This window comes from Sphingomonas sp. CFBP 13603 (assembly GCF_014892665.1).
Classification (GTDB): Bacteria; Pseudomonadota; Alphaproteobacteria; order Sphingomonadales; family Sphingomonadaceae; genus Sphingomonas.
In genome coordinates, this window is record NZ_JADBIA010000006.1 from 1 (window position 1) to 21,169 (window position 21,169).

Below are 21,169 nucleotides of genomic sequence, written 5' to 3' on the forward strand. Positions count from 1 at the left end.
TAGCTCGTCAGGCTCATAACCTGAAGGTCACAGGTTCAAATCCTGTCCCCGCAACCAAAATCACAAACAAAACAGCGACATACCGACCGCCCCCTACGCAAGCAGGGGGTTTTTTGCGTTAGCACGCCGCTAGCACAAATTTGACTTTTGCCGGCAATTGTAAAAAACTGCGCCCATTGGTCCACTTTGTACCGGTAGCGTCGTCATGCAGCGGCACGAAATCCTTGGCGGAAAAGTCCAGATCTACAGGCGCGCGGAGGGCGGAAGCTGGCATTGCTCCGCCTCTGTCGGCAACAAGCAGCGCCGATCGAGCACCAGGACGGATAGTCTGTCGCTCGCCAAGCAGGTCGCGGAGGACTGGTATCTCGGCCTGCGCGGCAAGCTTCATGCCGGCGTGCTGAAAAGCGAGAAGACCTTCAAAGAAGCGGCCTCACAGTTTACCCGCGAGTATGAGGTGATCACCGAAGGGCAGCGCAGCGTCCGCTGGACCCAGGGGCATGCCATCCGCCTGCGGATTCATCTGCTGCCGTTCTTTGGCGAGATGGGCCTGTCGGAGATTACCGCGGGCAGGGTGCAGGAATACCGCGTGCATCGCATGTCGTCGCGCGGCGTGGCTAACCCTCACTCGCTCAGCAACCGGCCGGTGACCGATAAGACGCCGGCCTGGAAGACCATCCACAACGAGATCGTGACGCTGCGACAGGTGTTGCATACCGCGGTCCGTCACGGCTGGCTTTCGCACGTACCCGACATATCCAGTCCGTACCGCGCCTCCAGTAAGGTCGAGCATCGGCCGTGGTTCAGTCCTGCCGAGTACAAGCAGCTGTACAAGGCGACGGGCGCGTATGCGAAGGAGCCGTTCCACGAACACTATCGCTGGAACGCCGAACAGGTGCACGACTATGTGCTCTTCATGGCCAACACCGGGCTGCGTCCGGACAAAGCTTCCAATCTCGAGCACCGCGATGTCGAGATCGTGATCGACGACGGACCGGACAGCGCATTCTCGAGATTGAAGTTCGCGGCAAGCGCGGCGTCGGCTTCTGCAAGAGCATGCCGAACGCGGTTCGCCCCTATGAACGTCTACTTGGACGTCCCAAGCCGGTTCAGGGCGAAACACGCCGACAGCGTAGGCGCCGCGAGCTGGAGGGGGTCACAGAAGCGCCGGAGACGCCCCTGGCCGAACTGCCCAAGCCAAACGACAAGGTGTTCCCCGGCAATCACGTGAAGCTCTTCAACGGCATTCTCGACAAGGCCGATCTCAAGTTCGATCGCGATAGTAAGGCGCGCACCGCTTATTCGCTTCGCCATACCTATGTTTGTCTCCGCCTGATGGAGGGGGCGGACGTGTATGCCGTCGCCCGTAATTGCCGCACCAGCGTCGAGATGATCCAGAAACACTATGCCGCGCACATCAAGAACATGATCAGCGCGGCCTCCGTCAACGTACGGCGCGCCAAGCCCAGCGCTCGGCGTAAGCCGCAGCCGGTTCAGTTCGAAGACGACGACCAAAGCTGACCGGGTACCGGTCTCCACACCCGGGCGCGAGCCGTTCACCGGCGCGCGAGCACCCCTTGCGGGGGCGTCCCCGGATGAGCGACCTTGCGGCGATCATCCGCGCTCGTACGAGCGTTTTCCTACTTAGCCGGCTGATGCAGCCTCTTGTGCAAAGCGGGTCACAGCGACGTAAGCTCGCGTGATGGCGCAGAGGTTATAAATGCGGACGGTCCGCATTTCGGCAAAACATGGTGGAAAGCGGCCCGGCCGCTTTCGGATGACGATCATCGTAAGCGGACGTTCGTTCATTTGATGGGGCAGGGGGGCCAATCTCCCAATCGGACTACGCACGATCGCTGATCGCGCGCGGAAAATATTTCTCGTGAATCCAGGAATCAGGTCGAAGGCCTTACTGGCCGTAGGACGTCACAAAGTTGCGGCTAGCTTTTAGTGGTCTAGCAGGTCACTCTCCCTCCAACGCCCGTGCAATGGGTTGAGAAGGGTACGGAATGCCGACCGTCTTCGAAATGTGGAACGGTGACGATTGGGAAGTTCATGTTCTTCGATTGTTGCATGATCGTCATGGCCCGACCAACGTCCAGAAGGTCCCGGCCCGCCACAAAGGTGATTGCGGTATCGACGCATACTGCCTGTCCGAACGGGCGGTCTACCAATGCTACGCCGTTGAGGAGCCTTGCACGGTAGCGTCACGCGCCGAGAAGCAGCGCGACAAGATAACTACCGACATCAACAAGCTTATTAACCCTGCGAAAGGTGCCGCGACTCTGTTCAAGGAGCACCCGATCAAGAGATGGATCTTGGTAGCACCGCTGCACGACAGTCAGGATGTCAATCGGCATGCCATCCGGAAGCAGGCGGAGGTACGAGCGTTGGGGTCCGCTCACATCGACCCAAATTTCGAAATTTTGATTCATGATCGTGACGACTTCGACGAAGAATCGTATGCGCGTCGGGCTCAGCAACGAGCGAAGATCAAGGCGATGGCCCGTGCTGCTTCGGATGCAGACGTGGTGGCGCTACAAGCCGGCTCGTCCGACCTTATTGCTAATCTCCGGCGCAAGCTGAAAAAACGGCTGCGTCCAGACGAACCGCTGGAGGATGCGGCCGACTTGGCGATGCGGGAGTATATAACAACGCAGAACGCACTCGACGATTTGCGCGTGCTTGCGCCTGAGCCGTACGAGACGATCGTCGCGTTAACCAACCAGCGACTGCGGCGCCTGCGGATGGTCGGCAGCCGATCGGGCCAGACTCCGGGAGAAACTCTCGAGGCCGAGATCGAGCTTTTTATCGCCGGACTGCGCGAGCGCTTGCCGACGCTCGACCCGGAAACTGTTGAGCAGCTCGCGATGGGAACGATCAGCGAGTGGCTAATGCTATGTCCGTTGGATTTTCATTGAGATGACCGAAGCACGTACATTGCGCGGGCTTCTGCGCGGTGGCTTCACCGTCTCCGCGCGACCGCAGCCGTTGCCTGGTGATCTTCGATTGGGATGGGGTGTCGCGCTGTTAATCTTGGTACTCGGCGCCTCTCGCGGGCAGCGCGCCAGTATCCAGAAAATACATTTTCTGGCCCATCTTGCCCGCGTCAAGGCAACCCGCGAGCAAACCCGTGCAGTGCTGAAGCGGACGATTGGACCACAGGCCCTTTCGGTGCGAGTCGAACCTTGGGTCAACCGCGCAATGGCTTTTGCGATCGCGGAAGGGGTGGCTGTTATGCGCGACGGGAAAGCTGCCGTACTCACCGATGCGGGCAGAGCGGTCTACCGCGACCTCGTCGCAATGCCGATTTTGGACGAGGAGAAAACTTTTCTGGCGGAGGTGGGTCCGCGTGCTACGGAGAAGGTGATAGAACAAATCATGAAGATGGAGCAGTTCTGATGGCGCTGCGGGTCCGGCACCTCCGGCTGCGGGTACAAACTACGGGTGGCCTGTTCGGTGCCGACATCGGCTTCGATGGCGCTTTAACGGTCTTGCACGCGCCTAATACGTCAGGCAAATCGACCTGCCTTCAAGCGCTAATCTACGCGCTAGGGCTTGAGCAGATGCTTAGCGCGAAACGCGAAACTCCGCTGCCATTTGCCATGCGGCAGTACATCGAGGATCCAGACTCTGGCATCACATACAACGTGACCGAATCGTTCGTTGCCGTCGAACTCGAAAATGGCGAGGGACAGCGGATCACGGTCCGCCGCAACGTCGTTGCGGACACCGACAGGCGGCTCATCACGGTGGTGGAAGGGCCGGCGCTGACAGAGCCATACAGTCAGCACGAAGCTCGCGACTATTTCGTCCATGATCCCGGTGCTGCCAAGCGCGATGCCGGCTTCCATCGCATGCTTGCGCAGTTCATGGGATGGACGCTGCCTACGGTGAAACGTTACGATGGCGGCGATACCATGCTGTATCTCGAGACCATCTTTCCGCTTTTCTACGTCGAGCAGAAGTCTGGGTGGAGCTCGATCCCGGCGGCTATCCCGACGCATTTTCGGATTCGAGATGTAGCGAAGCGCAGTGTCGAGTTTTTGCTCGCGCTTGAGACACACGCATTAGAACTACGGAGGCAAGAGCTCGAACTTCAGTTGGGCATCGCGCGGACTCGCTGGTCGGCGACTATCGACGAGATTCGCTCGCTTACCGGGGCTCAAGGCCTGCGGGTGCAACAACTATCGCAGGCGCCGACTACCATGCAGGCGGAGATTCAAGGTGCGTATCTCCAGGCGGGGCACGGGGATGAATGGCGCAACCTCGACGCGTTACTAGCCGAGCTTCAAGAACGCCTTGAAACGTTTGACACCGTCGCCATCCCCAACGCCGAAGGTGTAGCTGTCGAAGCGGCCGCCGAGGTGGACCGGGTGACGCTTGAAATCCAAGAAATCAACCGCGAGCGGAATGATATATTTCGCGGGCGTCAGGCCGAACTCGTCCAGCGCCAATCCACAATGACGCGGATCGCGCAGATCGACGAGGATCTCAAAAAGAACCAGGACGCCCTGAAGCTCCAGAATTATGGTTCGAAGGCGAGTGTCGATCTTTCGCCTCATCATTGCCCGACGTGCGAACAGCCGCTCATGGACGCGCTACTGCCACAGGGAACGATCGAACCGCTCATGTCGCTCGACGACAACATCGAGTTTTTGTCGGCGCAGCGCGCAATCTTCAAGCGCCTGGTGGGCCGATCGGACGTTGTCATCAAGGAACTAGACCTTGACCTCCTGAGCACCGGTGATGACGTACGTCAAAAGTCCGCCCGCCTGCGTGCGCTAAAATCGGATCTCATCGCGCCAGCACATGCAGCTTCGGCCTCGGTGATCGAGGAGCGCCTCCGGCTGGATGCCAGAATACAGCGGTTGTCTACGGTGCGAGACCATTTCGATGGTCTAGTGTCTCAGCTCATTGGTCAGGCCGAGATATATGGTGGGCTCCTTGCCGCCCAAGCAGAATTACCCCGCGATCGCTTAAGCGATGCGGACCGGGACAAACTACGTTTATTCGAACGCTCGATCCGCGAGCAGCTTGGCCGTTACGGGTTTAAGACCTTCGCGCCCAAGGAACTCGAGATCTCAGAAGACACGTATCGGCCGCAAAAGGAGGGTTTCGAGATCGGTTTTGAGTTGTCAGCCAGCGACGCAATCCGGCTGAAATGGGCGTACCAGCTTGGTTTTCTTGATGTCGGCCTGCAAACGATAACTCATCATCCCGGAATCCTCGTCCTTGACGAACCGCGTCAGCAGGAAGCTGCAGAGGCAAGCGTCAATGGTCTCCTTAGAACGGCAGCATTGCTTGCCGAAAAGGGATCGCAGATCCTTATCGCGACCAGCGAGCAGCTGGCGAACGTGAAGCAATTCGTGGCCGAATTGCCGTGCCAGCTCCTAACCTTCGACGGTCCGATCATTCGCCGCCTCGACGCGGAAGCGACGATGAATTGACGTACCACCCCGCGGCTCAACCGGCGCGAGCATGAGGTTCTTTACTCGACTCCAATCAGAGCCAACGAACCAAATCCTGGTTCGTTTGACAGTACCGACATTCACCGCTGCCTGCCGCGTGCCGTCGGATGAGATTGGTCGAGCCCGGGCCCGGCCCCTTGTGCCTGATCCTTAATAGGCTTTAGCTTTCTTTGATCAGGTAGTGCGGTGAAGGGGGTTGGGGATTGGAAGACGACGCGCGGGCGCTGGAAAACCTCGCCCTCTGGCCGCATCAGCTGGCCGCCGCGAGTGATGTAGAGAAATACTTCGCCGCTCGCAGCGAGAGGGGCTGCCTGGTCCAAATGCCGACCGGAACCGGGAAGACGGGTGTTATGGCCGTCGTCGCCAGCCGGCGTTGCACTGAGCGGCCGGTCCTCGTCGTTTGTCCCTCGGCCGCGCTGGTCGATCAGCTGGGCACGCAGTTCCGCGAAAGGTTCTGGGAGAGGATCGGAGCAGCTGCCGAGTGGCGCCCCGACTACGTCTGGCACGTCCTCCCGAGCGAGGTGGACACGCTCGCCGCACGGCTTGACGCCCTTGGGATTGAGCGTGTGATCCTGGTCGCGACCGTGCAGGCGATCCAGCAGATCGATGCCGACGGAAAGATCGATCGGTTGCACGGGCGCGTCGGAGCAATCCTGTTTGACGAGGGGCACCGCGAGCCGGCGCCGTCGTGGGCGCGGGTGATCCGGGGCTTTGGGATCCCGACGGTCCTGTTCAGCGCCACGCCGTTCCGTGGCGACCTCAAGGTCTTCGAGGTGGACGACGCCCACATCCACTTCCTGTCCTTCTCCGAGGCGGTGGAGCGTCGGCTCATCCGGGACGTGGAGGTCGTGGAGGATCAGCTGCCGGTAGACCCCGGAGCCTTCGCGACCGAGCTGGTGGCGCGGGCGGATGCTCTGCGCGCCGCTGGAAGGCTGGATCCCGGGGCTAAGGTGATCGTGCGCTGTGCAAGCGAGGAGAGCGTCTCCGAGATGGCGCAGTCGCTCAGGCACGCCCTCGCCGGGCGTGGCGACGGCGTGCTCGCCATCCACAACAACTTTCGCCCGCGGGCGGCCGAGGGCTTGGCTAACACGGTGCCAGCGGACCTCGCAGCGCGTACGGAGCGCTTCCTAGTTCACCAGTTCATGCTCATCGAAGGGATAGATGATCCGGCGTGCGCAATGCTCGCCCTGTACGAGCCCTTCTCGAACACGCGCATGCTCGTTCAGCAGGTCGGGCGGCTGATCCGCCACCCGGGGCCCCTCGGCCAAGCTGCGAGCGGAGCGTACGTTCTAGCGCCTGTCGACCATGCTGTCGCGTCGGACTGGCGTAGCTTCCTCGCGTTCGATCAGGCCTCGCGTGAGAACGGCGGCAAGCCGTTCCTTCGCAATGACGCGAAGATTCTGGACGACCTCATCGCGGCGCTGCCGACGCTCGACTACGTCGCGGGAAAGTTCCGCAGGCGCATCGACCTGGAGGACGAGGGGCTGCTCTCTGACCTTCGCTTCCCAAGTGCGGCCGTCGCGTTCACGGTAGGACCGGCGATGAGCATGGACGTGTTTCAGGAAGACGTCACCACGCTGCTCGAGCAAGAGGATCGTTATGAGGCCGTGGTGGGTCAGACTGCCGACGGGAGTTGCCGTTACCACATTTCGCTGCGGCTGACGCCTTCCCCGTTCCTTGCAGGCTACCTCTTCCAGGCTCCGAGCCTAGAGGCGACGATCTATACCAGGTGCGGCGACAGGCTCTTCTTTTACGACAGCGCGGGACTCTGGATCGACGATACCGAAGGCGTCGGCTCGCGAGCCGGTCCGAAACGCCTTGGCGCCCTGCTTCCCGAGGGTGCGGACAATCAGGTCTCCTTCATGAACGTAAAGAACACCGATCTGGGCCCGCTGGCACTACGGTCCCGCAGCCTGTCGGCCCGGTCACTGGATCGCGCAGGCGTCTTCGTGGGCGAGCACATGAACGTCGTTACGCGGGCGACCGGCTTGGTTGCGCAGGCCAACGGGAGCCGTACGAGGCGATCGGTCGGCTTCTCTCGTTCTCGCGTTCGTGACGGGCGGGGCACCCAACTCACGGCCGACGAGTTTGCGAGTTGGTGCGCGGACGTGAACGTCGAGCTGGACTCGGCCGCCGCCACCGCCACGATCTTCAGTCGGTTCGCCGTTCCCGCTGACGCGCCCGCCGACACGACCCCGGTCAACATCCTCATCGATATGCTGGAGGTCAGCGGCGGATTCGAAAAGGGAGGGGCGACGTCGACGTTCGAGGCCGAGGACCTCTGCGTGGCTGTCGTGCCCGAGCCGGACGCCGCGGCTCCTGGCCGCTACACGTTCGTTCTGCGGGTCGACGGGGTCGACCATCGGGTATGGGTCGATTGGAACACGCGCAAGCGCAAGTATTGGCTGACTTCTCCCGGACTGAGCAGCATCAAGTCGAAGGAGAACCCGCGCATTTCGCTGGCGCGCCGGATAAACCAGTCGCAGCCGTTCAGGATCATCACCGCCGGTCTCGATCACATCTACGTCAACGGGAGCTTCTACAAAGTTGATTTCGACCTCGCGAGGGCCAAGGGGCCGGGCAGCCTGGTGCTCGACCTGCTCACGCCTATCCCAGGGTTGGAGGCAATTACGTCGGAGAAGGGAGTTCTCACGCCGGGCATGCAGCAGGGCTGGGCGACCAGCTCTCTGTTCGCCTTCATCGACCAAGCCCTTCGGCCTGATCAGGGGCCGCACGTAATGGGCGAACCCTTCCCCGATCTCGTCTGCGACGACCTGCAGGACGAAGTCGGCGACTTTATCGGCATGGACGGACGTTCCGGAACTACGCGCGCCACGCTGGTCGTCGCGAAGTGGAAGACGGGCGCTCCAGGCGTTTCTGCCTCCGCGTTCTATGACGTGTGCGCGCAGGGCGTGAAGAACTTGGCCTACATGAAGTCAGACGGGGAGCCGCTGCCAGGCACGGCGACCCGCTTCGACGGGCTGTGGCGTCTCAGCTACAAGGGAAAGACGGTCACCCAGACGGTATCGCGCAGGCGGCACGGTCGGGGATCAAGGGCGTTCCGAAGGACCTTCCAAGAGATTCGCTCCGCCCCCACAACCGAACGCTCCATCTGGCTGGTATGCTCGGGCGGGATGCTCTCCTACGCGAAGCTAAGGAGGGAGTTTGCGAAGCCGCAGCCCGAGCCGCACGTGCTGCAGTTCCACCATCTTGTCATGGCCACCTACTCGGCGTGCCAGTCGGTGGGTGTCCAGCTTCGGATCTTCTGCGCTCCCTAGCGTGCTGCGCTGAGGCGGCTGTATCGGCGCGGGTGGTTGTCTCAGCGGCTGATACGAATGTGCGCCCAGCGTCGACGGAATCACCACATCGTTGATAATCGCCGGCACCCAACCGCTCTACTTCGCCTGGAATGGCATCGAGCGCAACGCGGGTCGTGGGAAGGCGTGGCTCCCCGCCGACCGCAGGTTGTCAGCTCAGGCATGAGCGTTGAGTTCCGGAACGCCGCGCTGAACGTTGGTGGCCTACGTTTCAGGCCCCGATCATATCACGATAGAGCTTATGCAGCCGACAGCCAGTTAATGGGCCGGTAAAAGCTTTGCCGCCTCTTCATCCTTTTGAAAGCTGGCGAGGCAGCGGGCAGGGCCGAGGCTCAGCACTTTCTCTGCTGCAATACTGAATGGATGGCAAAAATTGGGGAGCCAGAAAGAAGCCGCGAATGACCGCAAGTGGGTCTCCGCGCGGATAAGTAGCGCTGGCGGATGAATAGGTGCAGCAAGTAACTTCGAATACTGAGCTGCCCATTTGTCGCCCGCCGTAGTTATCTGGCGGAAGGCAATGTTACCATATTCGTACGCGGTCGGCCGGCACCAGATACTGCTTCTGGCTAGGATCAATCTTCCATGCGGCGTACCAAGCATCCACGTTGCGTAGCGGGTTCACCGCACGGATCTGGCCCGGCGAGTGCGGGTCGCTGACCAACTGCTGTCGGAGTGCCTCGTTGCGGAACAGCGTCCGCCAAACCTGTCCCCAACCCAGGAAGAAGCGCTGGTCGCCGGTGAAGCCGCCGATCACGGGGGCAGTCTTGCCGCCAAGCGAGGTATGATACGCGTCGAGCGAGATCAGCACCCCGCCCAGGTCGCCGATGTTCTCGCCCATCGAAGCGCGGCCATTGATGTGAATGCCGGGAAGCCCGTCGAAGCTGTACGCCTCGTATTGTTCGCCAAGCCGTGCCGCTTGCGCCTCGAACTTGGTCGCGTCCTCCGCCGTCCACCAGTCGCGCAGGATACCGCGGCCATCCGACTTTCGGCCCTGGTCGTCGAAGCCGTGGCTGATCTCATGGCCGATCACGCCGCCGATGCCGCCATAGTTCACGGCATCGTCCGCCTTCGGGTCGAAGAAGGGCGGCTGCAGGATGGCTGCGGGGAACACGATCTCGTTCTTGACCGAGTTGTAGTAGGCGTTGACCGTCTGTGGGGTCATTCCCCACTCGGCCTTGTCGACCGGTATACCGATCCGCGCCCGCCGGTAATTCCATTCGAAGCGTTGCGCGGCCTCTGCGTTGCCGACGAGGTCGCCTGGCTTGATCTGGAGCGCGGCATAGTCGCGCCACTTGTCCGGGTAGCCGATCTTGACGTTGAAGCCCTTGAGCTTGTCGAGCGCCTGCTCCTTCGTGGCGGCGCCCATCCAACTCAGATTGCGGATGCGTCCGGCCAGCGCCACGCGCAAATTGCCGACGAGCTGGTCCATCTTCGCCTTGGACGCGGGCGGGAAGTAGAGCGCGACATAGTCTCGGCCGATCCCCTCACCGACGCCGTTCTCGGCGAACGCCACCGCACGCTTCCAGCGCTCGCGCTGCTGTGGTTGGCCGTTCAGGAACTTCGAGCGAAACTCGAACTGCGCGTCGACGAAGCGCTTCGACAGGAGTGGCGCGATGTCGTCCGTGATGCGGAATGCCTCCCACGCCTTCAACGTTGCGAGGTCGCTATCGGCGAACACCTTGGCGATGCCGGGGAAGGCGGTGTTCTGCGCCACGATCGCGCGGTTGGCGGCGTCGACACCAGCGGCCTTGAAGAAGGTCGCCCAGGGAAAACCGGGTGCCTGGCTTGCCAACTGCGCGGGCGTCGTCGGGTTGTAGGTCTTGTCGCGGTCGCGGCTCTCTGCGCGCGTCCAGTGCGCCTGGGCGAGCTTGGTCTCCATCGCCACGACGTTCCCCGCCGCGGTCTCGGCGTCCGGCCATCCCGCGAGCGTCAGCATCTGCGTCACATATTGGCGATACCGCGCGACCTGTGGGGCGAATTTGGGGTCGAGATAAAGTTCGCGATCTCCGAGGCCCAGACCGGACTGGCGCAAATAGAGCGCGTATACGTCTGGCTGCTTGGCGTCGTCGTTGACGCCCGGCGCGAAGAAGCTCGCGCCGAAGCCGCCGAGCGAGCGTCCCATGAATTGTGCGATGTCGTCCTTAGACGTTGCAGCCTTCAGCAGCGCCAGTCGCTGGACCAGCGGTGCGGCGTCGAGCTTCTCCGCCGTCGCGGTGTCCATAAACCCGGCGTAGAGGATCGCTGCCTTCATCCGGTCGGGATGCTCGATATCGGAGGGACTGTAGCGGCCGATGAGGCTGCGCAGCCGCTGCTCGGAGATGTCGCGTAAAACCGCAAATGCACCGTAGGACGAGCGATCCGGTGGGATCTGGGTTCGATCCGCCCATGCGCCGTTGACGAAGCGGAACCAGTCGTCGCCGGGCTTCACGCTACGATCCATCCCGGTGACGTCGAAGCCCCAACTGCCATAGCTGGTCGCCGCGGTGCTATCCGCCGGCGCTAGTGCTCTTGACTGCGGAGTCTGTCCTGTAACTGCGCTCCCGATCGCGACGACGCCGAGGAGGGCAACAAGCGGCATATGCTTCAAAACCAACCATCTTCTCCGATCAAGGACATTGCACCTTACCTTTATGAGGGCTTCGCGCCAGCGGAAAACATTCAACAAGTGGCCCACATCAAGATGCTGCCGAGCTCGTTTGGATATTCAATGGATGCGTAGGTCTCGAAAGCGGAGAGGGGCGCGCGAATGCCAGCTATGGCCTTCCATGCCGCGGGCCATTCATATTCGCTAGTTCGCCGAAAGCCTGGGAACCTTTCTCAAGTCGTACACCTCCCGCTTGGATCGTTCATGGTGCATCGGATGGCTACAGCTACCAACAGCCTTGGCGCTTATTGCAAGATGTAAGAAGGGCATCCGAGTCGCCTCGAATGCCCTAATTTTGCAAGCCGCTTGGGAGCAACCTGCCTGCAACTCTAAGCGCTTAGTCTGTTAGATGCCATTCGAAAGATTGGTATCCGGATCGTTGGTGCGCATGTCTTCAGCCTGATTCTGGCCTGTCGCGCGTACTGCGTCGGCCTTGTTCTCCAGGCTTGCTTCAGCTGCTTCGTTGCCCGTGGCATCGGCCGCGTCTTCGAGGTTATCGGCGACGGCTTCTGTGTTCGACTCGATCTTATCGGCCGCCTGCTCGCGCGGGCTGGTGTTGCAGGCGGCGAGCGAGAGCAAGCCGGTGACGACGGCGACAGCGAAAACTTTCTTCATGATCAACCCTTTTTGTGGTGCGGTACGGATACACGACGGCGGTTAGAACTCAACGCCGATCCACTTGGTGGGGTATAACGGGCCAGCGGCCAGCGGCCAGCGGCCAGCGGCCAGCAATGCCTTGCCTAAGCGATCCCCTCAACTGGCTGGAACCAGTGGCTAAGCCCATGCGCTCCGAGCGGCACCACTAAGGAAACAGCGATGGATGAGTTTGCGCGCATGATGAGTATGGAGGGTGTCCGTCCGCTTGATACCCCAAAAGAAACATCCCGGCGGGTCTTCAAACAGCCATCTCCAGTTTCGAGCCAACCGTTAGTAACTACGCCGGAATTGGGGGCGGGCGGTTATGCATGGGTTACAGGAAAACGTGCGCGCACTGCGCTCGAGACGGCGTTGGAACGCTTGGCCAGCGAGATCCGCAGCGGACGGCGCGGCTGGGCAACCGGCATTCTTCAGGATGGCAGGACAGTCACATTGCCTGCTTTGTCAGGAGCGGCGTCACTGCTTGGCACCGCAGATCGACAATCGTTACGCCTAATGATTGTCGGCGGCGACGGCTGGACCTTCGTAATGCATCCGATGATGGGAGTCGCTACGCTAGATAACGATCCTGCCTAGCCCGATGAACAAGCGTCAGGAAAGGGAACGCAGGTGGAGCGGCTTGAACGTCGAGAACTAGGTTGTCCTAACTAAGGGGCGGCGGTCCGCGTTACTATTGCTGATCCGCCCCTCGTTGAGCCCTTTCGTTGGATTGTTGTTTCTGCCACGGCCAGCGCCCGTCAATCTCGACCTCGAGCGAAAAGCTCAGGAACGTCCTGATAAGAACAATGCCAGCAAGAACGAGCAGACTTTCGATTGTCGGCTCGACCGCTACCGTGTTGATGATGTCGGCCGCGACCAGGAACTCGAGGCCAAGAAGGATTGATCGGCCAAGACCCGACCGAAAGTCGGCGACTAGCACTGCTCGGCTGGTTTTGCCCCGAGCGAGACCGAGCAAGAACGCGGCCAGCGTTCCGAATGCCCCTACAACGATAATGGCTGTACCGACGATTTCGACGGCACTCGTTGCTAAGTGGATCCACTGGGCTTCGTTCCTGATCATGGTGCTTCATGCCTGAGCGGCTACAAAGGCACAAACTACCAGAGGGCAGGTTGGCAGTCCGACTGGTTGGAAGCGCCGCGCCTGCTTTAACGAATACGGCGTGGATAGATCGGGCCCATCGACGCGTTGCTGCGCCGCACAATTTGGACACCGTGATATGCCTGCTGCCAACACTACCTGCTCAGCAAGCGGGCCACGTCGGTCCGAAGCTAGGCGTGCTGTTACTCGAGGTTCGCAAAATCCTGACAGCCGCGTTGGTTGCGGAGCTTGGTCATGAACGCATCGTTAGCACCACAGACGGTCCGTCGGCCGCTCATTCTCGCGGCGGTAATGCTGGCTTCGTTCATGATTGCGATCGAGGCAACGATTGTATCGACGGCAATGCCCCAAATCGCAGGTCAGCTTGGTCAGCTTCAATACTATGCCTGGGTCTTCTCTTCATTCCTGCTTGCGCAGACCGCTACTACGGTGGTGTTCGGCAAGCTGGCGGATCTATATGGGCGGCGGTCGGTGCTGCTGGTTGGCATCAGCATTTTCCTCCTTGGATCAATTTTGTGTGGGTTCGCCTGGTCGATGCCGGCACTCATCGCGTTCCGTTTAATCCAGGGGCTGGGTGCTGGTGCGATCCAGCCTGTCTCCATCACTGTCATCGGTGATCTTTATGCGGCGCACGAACGTGGCAAGGTGCAAGGCTGGCTGGCAAGCGTCTGGGGCGTGTCATCAGTGATCGGTCCGCTTGCGGGCGGGTTGATCATCCAGCATGTCAGTTGGGCGTGGATCTTCTGGATCAATGTGCCGATCGGATTGGCCGCAGCCGCCGGCTTCTTGCTGTTTCTGCGCGAGACGGTCACGACGCACGAGCGTAGCGTCGACGTAGCAGGGGCGGGCCTGTTCACGGTCGCGATCGCGTCGCTGATGGTCGCGCTGACAGAGGCCGGGGCTTCGGACGGGCGCTTCGCGGTGCTAGCTGCGGCAGTATGCCTTGTCGCGGCCGCGTTGTTCGTAGTCCAGGAGCGGCGTGCTCGTGATCCAATGGTTGCTTTCGCGTTGTGGACGCGTCGCGCGATTGCCACCACCAATGCCGCAACGCTGTTCAGCGGCATGGCGGTGATCGGGCTGACTACCTTTTTGCCGATGTACGTGCAGGCCGTCATGGGCCGGTCGCCGCTCGAAGCAGGCTTTATGTTGACCGCGATGGTACTGGGCTGGCCGATTGCGGCGACGCTTGGTGCCCGTAACTTTGGCCGGTTTGGCCTACGGCGAATCCTTGTTTTCGGTGCCGCGCTACTACCAGTAGGCGCTGTACCGTTCGTATTGCTGTCACCCACCACTTCGCCTCTGGTGGCAGGTCTCGGTTCGCTGATCATGGGTTTCGGTATGGGCTTCCTGAGCACTGCGGCAATCGTACTCATCCAGGACAGTGTCGGGTGGACGGAACGTGGTGCTGCTACAGCATCAAACCTCTTCGCTCGTAATCTCGGCAGCACTCTTGGAGCCGCAGTGCTGGGCACGGTGCTTAACGCCAGCCTCGCACGAGACCATTCGGGGTCGTTGCAACAGGTACAGGAGCTGCTGCACGGCCAAGGGGCCATCGTCGGTGCAGCGGCAAGCCGCGCCGGCCTAGCTCATGGGCTTCACCTGACCTTCTGGGGCGTGTTGATCATAGCGCTGCTTGCTGTGTTACTTTCAGTTTTCGTTCCCCGCGTGACATTCGGGACCCGACCGCCGGAGTAGTTGGCATCCTAACTGCACCTGAACGAGCGTCTGAAGTTGGAAAGCCCAGGAGGACTGTGGAATGTCCACCAGTGGGTCGCGGCAACCGTTCGAACTCCGATTGAGTTTCAATCCAAAACTGGTCGCTGGCTACATCAGCTTAATGACTTGACGGTCGCGCGGCCTTGTTGGGTCTCACCATCGAAGGCCGCAGCGTCCGCGCATTTAACTGAAGAGCAAAGCAGTAGGCGGCGACCAGTTCGCCACTTGGGCGTTTAGCGGTCGAGCAAGCTTTTTGTTAGGAACGAGACCAACCTTATGAAGACCGTCGTAGTAACGGGAGCGAGCGCCGGCATCGGCCTCGCGACTGCGGATCGCTTTGCACGTAGCGGATGGCAGGTTGCAATCATCGCAAGGGACCCGACACGTCTTGATGAGGCTTGGGCGATGCTCGAACAGCATGGTGGTCGAGTCCTGGCGATCCCGGCAGACGTTGCCGATGCGAAAGCCGTCGACGAGGCCGCCGATAAGGTGGTCGCCGAATTTGGCGCGATCGACGCCTGGATCAACAACGCCATGTCGACGGTGGTTGCTCGCGCGCACGACATTACGCCGGATGAATATGCCCGCGTCACCGCCACAACCTATCTGTCGCAGGTCTACGGAACGCTTGCCGCGCTGCGTCACATGCGTACGCGGGATCAGGGGGCAATCATCCAGGTGTCGTCCGGCCTCGCGATCCGGGCCGCTCCCTTGCAGGCCGCGTATTGTGGCGCGAAGGCTGCGGTGGGCGGGTTTACGGACTCGCTGCGCTCGGAGCTGATCTCGGACAAATCAAAGATCACGCTCAGCGTCGTGTATCTGCCCGGCGTCAACACGCCGCAGACGAGCTGGGCACGCACCCACACGGGACGTGAGCAAATCATTCCCGATCCACTTTTCGACCCGCGCCTCTGTGCCGAAGCGATTTGGACCGCAGCGCGCGATCCTCAACGTGAGTTCTGGGTTGGGCGTTCGACACTGATGATGGCGCTCGGGCAGTCGGTCGCACCAGGCTTCTCCGATCGTGAGGCAGCCGGAATGCTCGACAAGCAGCAGGGCGATCCGATGCCCGATCGCATTGGCAATCTCGACGAGGCGGTTCCAGGACCGGCGCAGATCGACGGCGACGGCAAGGACCGGGTAAAAGGAAGCCGCCGCGAGTTCTTTACGAGCCGTCAGCGCGATATGCTAAAGCTAGGCGTGGTAGGTGGTCTGCTGGGTGCGGGTGCTTTGATGGGTGTCGGTGCGTCACGCGCGCTGCCGCGTCTGCTTCGTTGACCGGGATGCTGGAGCGGCTGCTGCCGCAGCATCATGAACGTATCGAACTCGGCGTTCGCAAGGACGGCTATCTGCCGCTTGAGCAATATGGCGCGCTTGGGGATGGCCGATCCGTCGCATTGTCCGGTGCCGATGGATCGATCGACTGGTGGTGCGTACCCAACATGGACTCGCCTCCACTGTTCGACCGATTACTCGATGGCGAGAATGGTGGGTGCTTTACGCTACAGCCCGATCGCCCCTTCACGGTCGAGCGCCAGTATCGCCCGGGCAGTAATGTACTCGAGACGATCTTTACGACGCCGAGTGGGAGAGCAAAACTGACCGAGTCTCTCAACAGTGGCACGGCGGGGCGTCTGCCATGGGCCGAGCTGGCGCGGCGGGTCGATGGGCTGGATGGCACTGTTCGCTTTAGGCTGACGATGAAGCCTGGTCGGCGAGGCGATACGGTCAGTCCGTACCACTCGAAGATTGGGGGCCACACGGTTTTCCATGTCGAGCGCGTCCTTGGTCTATTCGTTCACAGCGACACGGTACATTGTGACTGGGCCGACGAAGGCATCACGGGCGAAGTGACGGTGGCTGCCGGCGAGCGTCAGACCGTCGCAGTCGTGGCTGGTCGTGACGAGCCGCTGGTGGCCCCAACGATTGAACAGATTGATGCACGCATCGACATATCGGACCGGGAATGGCGAGACTGGTGCGAGCATGTCTCCTACTTCGGTGAAGACCGCGAGGCATTCCTACGCAGTGCACTGGCGCTGAAGCTGCTACTCTACTCGCCGTCTGGCGCCATCGCGGCCGCAGCAACAACGTCGATTCCGGAAGGTATCGGCGGAGCAAAGAATTATGACTATCGCTACGCCTGGATCAGGGATGCCGGCTACACGATCAAGGCGTTCCTGACGGCAGGCCTCGAAGCCGAGGCGAAGGCTGCGTTCAGCTGGCTGCTCGACCAGCTTCGCAGCGTGGGCACGCGCGTGGTCTATACCCTCGACGGCAAGGTCGTGCCCGGCGTGTCCGAATGGGCAATGCCAGGGTATCGCGGTTCGACCCCGGTCCGTACCGGCAATCAGGCTACCGACCAAAGTCAGCACGGCGTCTATGGTGACATCTTCGAGACCGCCGCCTGCTTCGTTGGCTGCGGCAACATCCTCGACCCCGCGAGCGCGGAGTTGCTTTCACACCTCGCCGACGAATGTGCTGACCGTTGGCGTATGCCCGATGCAGGTATGTGGGAGCTGGAGGAGGCGCAGCACTACACGATGTCCAAGGTCAGCTGCTGGCAGGCTCTGGCCCGCGCCGTGGAACTGGCGGACCAGGGTCAGCTGCCGACCACCTGCCGGGAACGCTGGTCGCGCGAACGCGACCGCATCAAGGACTGGATCGAAGGCGAATGCTGGTCGGAGAAGAAGCAGGCCTTCGTCATGTACCCGGGTACCGACAAGCTCGATGCCTCGTTGGCGCTTGCTGTCCGTTTCGGATTTGATGGTCATGATCGCCTGCTGGCGACGATGGATGCGATCGATCGTGAGCTCGGCAGCGGTGCTTTTCACTACCGCTATACCGGCATGGACAAGGAAGAAGGGTGCTTCCTCGCCTGTTCCTTCTGGATGGTGGAGGCCCGGGCGGAACTTGGTCAACGGCCTGAAGCGCGCCAGCGGTTCGATAGGCTGAACGAAGCATTGTCTCACGGACACGGCATCCTCGCCGAGATGATCGATCCGGCGAGTGGCGCGTTTCTCGGCAACCTTCCTCAAGGTCTCAGCCATTTAGCGCACATCATGGCGCTGTCCGTCCTCGACGAGGCAGCGGCCTGCAACTGACTCTGATCCTATCGCAACGGAGATAAGCATGACCGACCGTCTGACTATGCAGGATCCTCGCTCGCAGTACCCGCAGCCGCCTTTCCCGCGACAGCCGCAGCCCGTTCCCGGTGAAGCGGCGAAGATGGATCCCGTGCCCGACCATGGCGAAACGAGCTACAAGGGCTCAGGCAAGCTTGCCGGGCGCAAGGCGCTAATCACAGGCGCCGACAGCGGCATCGGTCGCGCGGCTGCTATCGCGTTCGCACGTGAGGGCGCCGACGTTGCCCTGTCGTATCTCGAGTCCGAGAAGAACGACGCGGCCGAGGTCATCCAGCTGGTCGAGGCAGAGGGGCGCACCGCCGTCGACCTTGCCGGTGACATCACCAACGAGGAGTGGTGTAAGACACTCGTCGCGCAAGCTGTCGAGAAGCTTGGCGGGCTCGACATCCTCGTCATCAACGCCGGACGGCAGCAGAACCGTGAGGACGTCTCGAAGGTCACGTCGGAGGATTTCGACAAGACCATGAAGACCAACCTCTATGCTATGCACTGGATCGCGCAGGCGGCTGTGCCGCACCTGCCGGCAGGCGGCTCCGTCATCACCACCGCCTCGGTGCAGGCCTATGAGCCGTCCGCGATCTTGCTCGACTACGCCACGACCAAGGCTGGGATCGTGGCCTACACCAAGGCGCTCGCCAAGCAGCTACTGGAGAAGGGCATCCGCGCCAACGTCGTGGCACCTGGCCCCTTCTGGACGCCGCTCCAGGCATCCGGCGGTCAGCCGCCTGAGGCGGTGATGAAGTTCGGTTCGGAAAGCCAGTATGGCCGTCCGGGTCAGCCTGTCGAAATCGCCCCTGTCTATGTGCTGCTGGCGAGCCAGGAAGGCAGCTACATCAGCGGCGAGGTGTACGGCGTCACTGGTGGTGCTGGCGTCGCCTGACAGTACAGAGCCCCGGTCAGTCCATACTAATCGGGGCCTTCAATCTGATATGGCATCTTTTGCCTCAAAGAGGAGGGCTCGCCTAAGTCATCTGCAGCGTCCCGATCGTTGCGCCAACTGATTGCTTCATCGAAGATCATTATGAACGCATGTCTGAAGAGGGGAAGCGGGCAGGGAGCTTGGAATAAACGTATCTGGATCACGCGACTTTAGCAGGGTTAATCGGAACGGCCCCAGATGTTCGTGGCGCATCGTAGGCAAGATCGTGGTGGTTCGGGCTGGGGTTGAGGACCTTAGATGGCCTTCCTTCCGTTCTCATCCGACGGTCCGCCTCCATCCAATCGGGCGCGATAGCATGAGCCTGTGTCCAATGAACAATACTGGCTTCGTCGCACCAGACGAGCAGCTTGGGCATGGCCTTCAAGTGCGCCCCGCTGGTGATGTATGCCCGCATGGCGGCTTGATCACGCCAGAGGCTGGCGGTCCAGAATGTGCGTTTACGATCAGCAAGTAGAGAGCCATCGATAAATCCATCCGCCCGCTTTATCTGCCTCCCGGTCCACATCGTATGAACGAGAAATTGCGGCATAAATCGAAGCGAGCGGATGCGTAGCCGGGTGATGCTGACATAAGTCATCATTCTGGCATCGGCTAAAATCGCATTTCGCTCAAGTCAGAAGCTGAATGAACGGCCATTTGTCAGAAGCAGTCCTTAGGGGCTAGGCGTCGGCCGTTGGGTGGATGAGCTTTGAGGCTGTTGCGCAACAAGTGGACGCTTTACGTCGTTTGCGGGCCGAACGGGGCGACTCATGCGCATGGCGCTGACACGCCAGGCGAGCGAACGTGGCGGACGATGCGCAACGAGGCGGTGCGCTTAGTGATGCAGTTGACCGACCAGCTGATCATACCGAATGGGGCGTGATTGGATTTTATGCGGCCCGTTGCCCCGCTCAAGGATAATGGTGTTGCGATGTTGATCTTCACAACTGGACGATCTTCAACCGGTACGTCGCCTGATGCCGTGGGTTCCAATAGCCGACTTTGGCCACGTGACCGACAATTGATCGACCTGCGCAATGAAGAAAATCAGCTTTTTCATTGCATCCGGATACATCACCGTGCGTTGGGACCTCGCATTATCGAGAAGGAAATCTGCATGTTTGAGAAGCTGCGCATCAAGGAGCATATGGAAATCGCCGGTTCGGACGGCGAACATGTCGGCACCGTCGACAAGGTCGAGGGCGAACAGATCAAACTGACGAAGACCGACGCCGCAGATCATCAGCATCATTACATCGCGCTCGATCAGATCGACCGGATCGAGGACAATCGTATCTATCTGAAGGTCACCAAGGCCGAGGCGAAGACCATCGTCGCCTGACCTTCAGCTACAGATCAGCGAAACGCCGCGGTGCCTTCGGTACCGCGGCGTTTTCGTTCATCCGGCGATGGTGAAGACCGAACCGGAATCGACGCGGATACCGGCGCCGTTTATGAAGCTCGCCCGTTCCGAACACAGGAAGGCGACGGCCGCGGCGACCTCCTCGGCACGGCCGCGCCGCTTGAGCACCATCCCCGGCCGCTCCTCCGCAAGGAAGCTCTCGATCGCCGCGTCGAAGCTCTCGCCGCGTTCCTCGGCGCGCTTGCGCATCATCTTGTCGGTCATCGGCGTGGCGATGAAGGCCGGCGACACGGTGTTCACCAGCACGTTGTCGCAGCCATAGGCCTTGGACAGACCCTTCGCGAGCGCGAGGATGCCCGCCTTCGACGCGCAATAGGCGAGTTCGTCGACATAGGGCTGCACCGCATCCTCCGACGCGAACAGCACGATCCGGCCCCAGCCGCTCTCGCGCATCGCGGGAATTGCCTCGCGGCACATCCGCACCGCGCCCATCAGGTTGATGTCGAGCGTCTGCTGCCAGCCGGCGTCGTCGACGTCGAGGAAGTCCCCCGTCGCCCCCGTCACGCCCGCGGCATTGACGTAGATGTCCGGGTTGCCGAACCGCTCGCGTACCTCCGCCCAGATCGACTTTACGTCGTCGGGGCGGGTCACGTCGCCGGTCACCGCGACGACCTCGCCCAGCGGCGCCAGGTCCGCGACCGCCTCGTCCAGCGTGCCGCCGGGCTGGTCGGTTATGGCGACGCGCACGCCCGCCTCGAGCAGCAGCCGCGCCGTCTCCTTGCCCATGCCCGAGTCCGCGCCGCTGATCAGCGCGATACGATTCCCGATGCCTAGATCCAT

The 21,169-nt window shown here is 61.2% G+C and carries 17 protein-coding genes; 12 read left to right on the forward strand and 5 right to left on the reverse strand.

What is annotated here, in order from left to right:
- Window positions 1-205 precede the first annotated feature (205 nt).
- From IFR23_RS11025 to IFR23_RS11045, 6 genes are all read left to right on the forward strand, one after another.
- Entirely contained in the window at window positions 206-1,228 is a 1,023-nt protein-coding gene (locus tag IFR23_RS11025; protein WP_244655612.1) for a site-specific integrase, read from the forward strand.
- Window positions 1,225-1,518 (forward strand): hypothetical protein, encoded by a 294-nt coding sequence (locus IFR23_RS20195; RefSeq protein WP_244655613.1) that lies wholly within the window; start codon window positions 1,225-1,227, stop codon window positions 1,516-1,518. The genes IFR23_RS11025 and IFR23_RS20195 overlap by 4 nt, the downstream gene beginning before the upstream one ends.
- A 488-nt stretch (window positions 1,519-2,006) precedes the next feature.
- Window positions 2,007-2,918, forward strand: coding sequence for a hypothetical protein (locus IFR23_RS11030; protein WP_192975954.1), 912 nt, complete (start codon window positions 2,007-2,009; stop codon window positions 2,916-2,918).
- Between the two features lies 1 nt (window position 2,919).
- Window positions 2,920-3,399, forward strand: a complete 480-nt coding sequence (locus IFR23_RS11035; RefSeq protein WP_192975955.1) for a hypothetical protein — start codon at window positions 2,920-2,922, stop codon at window positions 3,397-3,399.
- Window positions 3,399-5,447, forward strand: coding sequence for an ATP-binding protein (locus tag IFR23_RS11040; RefSeq protein ID WP_192975956.1), 2,049 nt, complete (start codon window positions 3,399-3,401; stop codon window positions 5,445-5,447). Before IFR23_RS11035 ends, IFR23_RS11040 begins: the two co-directional genes overlap by 1 nt.
- Before the next feature lie 224 nt (window positions 5,448-5,671).
- A complete protein-coding gene (locus IFR23_RS11045) occupies window positions 5,672-8,746 on the forward strand; it encodes a DEAD/DEAH box helicase (RefSeq protein ID WP_192975957.1) in 3,075 nt (1,024 codons plus the stop codon).
- 559 nt (window positions 8,747-9,305) lie between these two features.
- Here the strand turns inward: IFR23_RS11045 and IFR23_RS11050 are convergent.
- Both IFR23_RS11050 and IFR23_RS11055 read right to left on the reverse strand, forming a co-directional pair.
- A complete protein-coding gene (locus tag IFR23_RS11050; RefSeq protein ID WP_192976112.1) occupies window positions 9,306-11,363 on the reverse strand; it encodes a M13 family metallopeptidase in 2,058 nt (685 codons plus the stop codon).
- A gap of 411 nt (window positions 11,364-11,774) precedes the next feature.
- Complete coding sequence (locus IFR23_RS11055) at window positions 11,775-12,044, reverse strand: hypothetical protein (protein ID WP_136191116.1); 270 nt, start codon at window positions 12,042-12,044, stop codon at window positions 11,775-11,777.
- Window positions 12,045-12,245: 201 nt separating this feature from the next.
- Here IFR23_RS11055 and IFR23_RS11060 point away from each other — a divergent pair, with 201 nt between their 5' ends.
- Complete coding sequence (locus IFR23_RS11060) at window positions 12,246-12,662, forward strand: hypothetical protein (RefSeq protein ID WP_136191115.1); 417 nt, start codon at window positions 12,246-12,248, stop codon at window positions 12,660-12,662.
- A gap of 94 nt (window positions 12,663-12,756) precedes the next feature.
- On the opposite strand, the gene IFR23_RS11065 is transcribed toward IFR23_RS11060, so the two are convergent.
- Complete coding sequence (locus IFR23_RS11065; protein WP_136191114.1) at window positions 12,757-13,146, reverse strand: DUF1622 domain-containing protein; 390 nt, start codon at window positions 13,144-13,146, stop codon at window positions 12,757-12,759.
- 273 nt (window positions 13,147-13,419) lie between these two features.
- Between IFR23_RS11065 and IFR23_RS11070 the strand changes: the two genes are divergently transcribed.
- From IFR23_RS11070 to IFR23_RS11085, 4 genes are all read left to right on the forward strand, one after another.
- Complete coding sequence (locus IFR23_RS11070) at window positions 13,420-14,880, forward strand: MDR family MFS transporter (RefSeq protein WP_192975958.1); 1,461 nt, start codon at window positions 13,420-13,422, stop codon at window positions 14,878-14,880.
- A gap of 297 nt (window positions 14,881-15,177) precedes the next feature.
- Window positions 15,178-16,179, forward strand: coding sequence for an SDR family oxidoreductase (locus IFR23_RS11075; protein WP_192975959.1), 1,002 nt, complete (start codon window positions 15,178-15,180; stop codon window positions 16,177-16,179).
- Between the two features lie 5 nt (window positions 16,180-16,184).
- Entirely contained in the window at window positions 16,185-18,005 is a 1,821-nt protein-coding gene (locus tag IFR23_RS11080) for a glycoside hydrolase family 15 protein (RefSeq protein WP_192975960.1), read from the forward strand.
- Between the two features lie 28 nt (window positions 18,006-18,033).
- Window positions 18,034-18,927 carry an SDR family oxidoreductase gene (locus IFR23_RS11085; protein ID WP_192975961.1) on the forward strand — a complete coding sequence of 298 codons (894 nt, stop codon included), beginning with the start codon at window positions 18,034-18,036 and terminating at the stop codon, window positions 18,925-18,927.
- A gap of 199 nt (window positions 18,928-19,126) precedes the next feature.
- Here IFR23_RS11085 and IFR23_RS11090 read toward each other — a convergent pair whose 3' ends face one another.
- Window positions 19,127-19,564, reverse strand: a complete 438-nt coding sequence (locus tag IFR23_RS11090) for a DUF3291 domain-containing protein (RefSeq protein ID WP_192975962.1) — start codon at window positions 19,562-19,564, stop codon at window positions 19,127-19,129.
- A gap of 519 nt (window positions 19,565-20,083) precedes the next feature.
- On the opposite strand from IFR23_RS11090, the gene IFR23_RS11095 reads away from it, so the two are divergent.
- Window positions 20,084-20,308 carry a DUF2171 domain-containing protein gene (locus tag IFR23_RS11095; RefSeq protein ID WP_192975963.1) on the forward strand — a complete coding sequence of 75 codons (225 nt, stop codon included), beginning with the start codon at window positions 20,084-20,086 and terminating at the stop codon, window positions 20,306-20,308.
- A 57-nt stretch (window positions 20,309-20,365) separates the two neighbouring features.
- Here the strand turns inward: IFR23_RS11095 and IFR23_RS11100 are convergent, their stop codons facing one another.
- Entirely contained in the window at window positions 20,366-21,169 is an 804-nt protein-coding gene (locus tag IFR23_RS11100; RefSeq protein ID WP_192975964.1) for an SDR family NAD(P)-dependent oxidoreductase, read from the reverse strand.

Bases quoted from the DNA above. Each gene is read 5' to 3' on its own strand.
- IFR23_RS11060 (WP_136191115.1), top strand. From the start codon at position 12,246: ATGGATGAGTTTGCGCGCATGATGAGTATGGAGGGTGTCCGTCCGCTT.
- IFR23_RS11090 (WP_192975962.1), bottom strand. From the start codon at position 19,564: ATGACTTATGTCAGCATCACCCGGCTACGCATCCGCTCGCTTCGATTT.
- IFR23_RS11040 (WP_192975956.1), top strand. From the start codon at position 3,399: ATGGCGCTGCGGGTCCGGCACCTCCGGCTGCGGGTACAAACTACGGGT.
- IFR23_RS11070 (WP_192975958.1), top strand. From the start codon at position 13,420: ATGAACGCATCGTTAGCACCACAGACGGTCCGTCGGCCGCTCATTCTC.
- IFR23_RS11080 (WP_192975960.1), top strand. From the start codon at position 16,185: ATGCTGGAGCGGCTGCTGCCGCAGCATCATGAACGTATCGAACTCGGC.
- IFR23_RS11075 (WP_192975959.1), top strand. From the start codon at position 15,178: ATGAAGACCGTCGTAGTAACGGGAGCGAGCGCCGGCATCGGCCTCGCG.
- IFR23_RS11030 (WP_192975954.1), top strand. From the start codon at position 2,007: ATGCCGACCGTCTTCGAAATGTGGAACGGTGACGATTGGGAAGTTCAT.
- IFR23_RS11050 (WP_192976112.1), bottom strand. From the start codon at position 11,363: ATGCCGCTTGTTGCCCTCCTCGGCGTCGTCGCGATCGGGAGCGCAGTT.
- IFR23_RS11035 (WP_192975955.1), top strand. From the start codon at position 2,920: ATGACCGAAGCACGTACATTGCGCGGGCTTCTGCGCGGTGGCTTCACC.
- IFR23_RS11025 (WP_244655612.1), top strand. From the start codon at position 206: ATGCAGCGGCACGAAATCCTTGGCGGAAAAGTCCAGATCTACAGGCGC.
- IFR23_RS11055 (WP_136191116.1), bottom strand. From the start codon at position 12,044: ATGAAGAAAGTTTTCGCTGTCGCCGTCGTCACCGGCTTGCTCTCGCTC.
- IFR23_RS11065 (WP_136191114.1), bottom strand. From the start codon at position 13,146: ATGATCAGGAACGAAGCCCAGTGGATCCACTTAGCAACGAGTGCCGTC.
- IFR23_RS11100 (WP_192975964.1), bottom strand. From the start codon at position 21,169: ATGGATCTAGGCATCGGGAATCGTATCGCGCTGATCAGCGGCGCGGAC.
- IFR23_RS11085 (WP_192975961.1), top strand. From the start codon at position 18,034: ATGACCGACCGTCTGACTATGCAGGATCCTCGCTCGCAGTACCCGCAG.
- IFR23_RS11095 (WP_192975963.1), top strand. From the start codon at position 20,084: ATGTTTGAGAAGCTGCGCATCAAGGAGCATATGGAAATCGCCGGTTCG.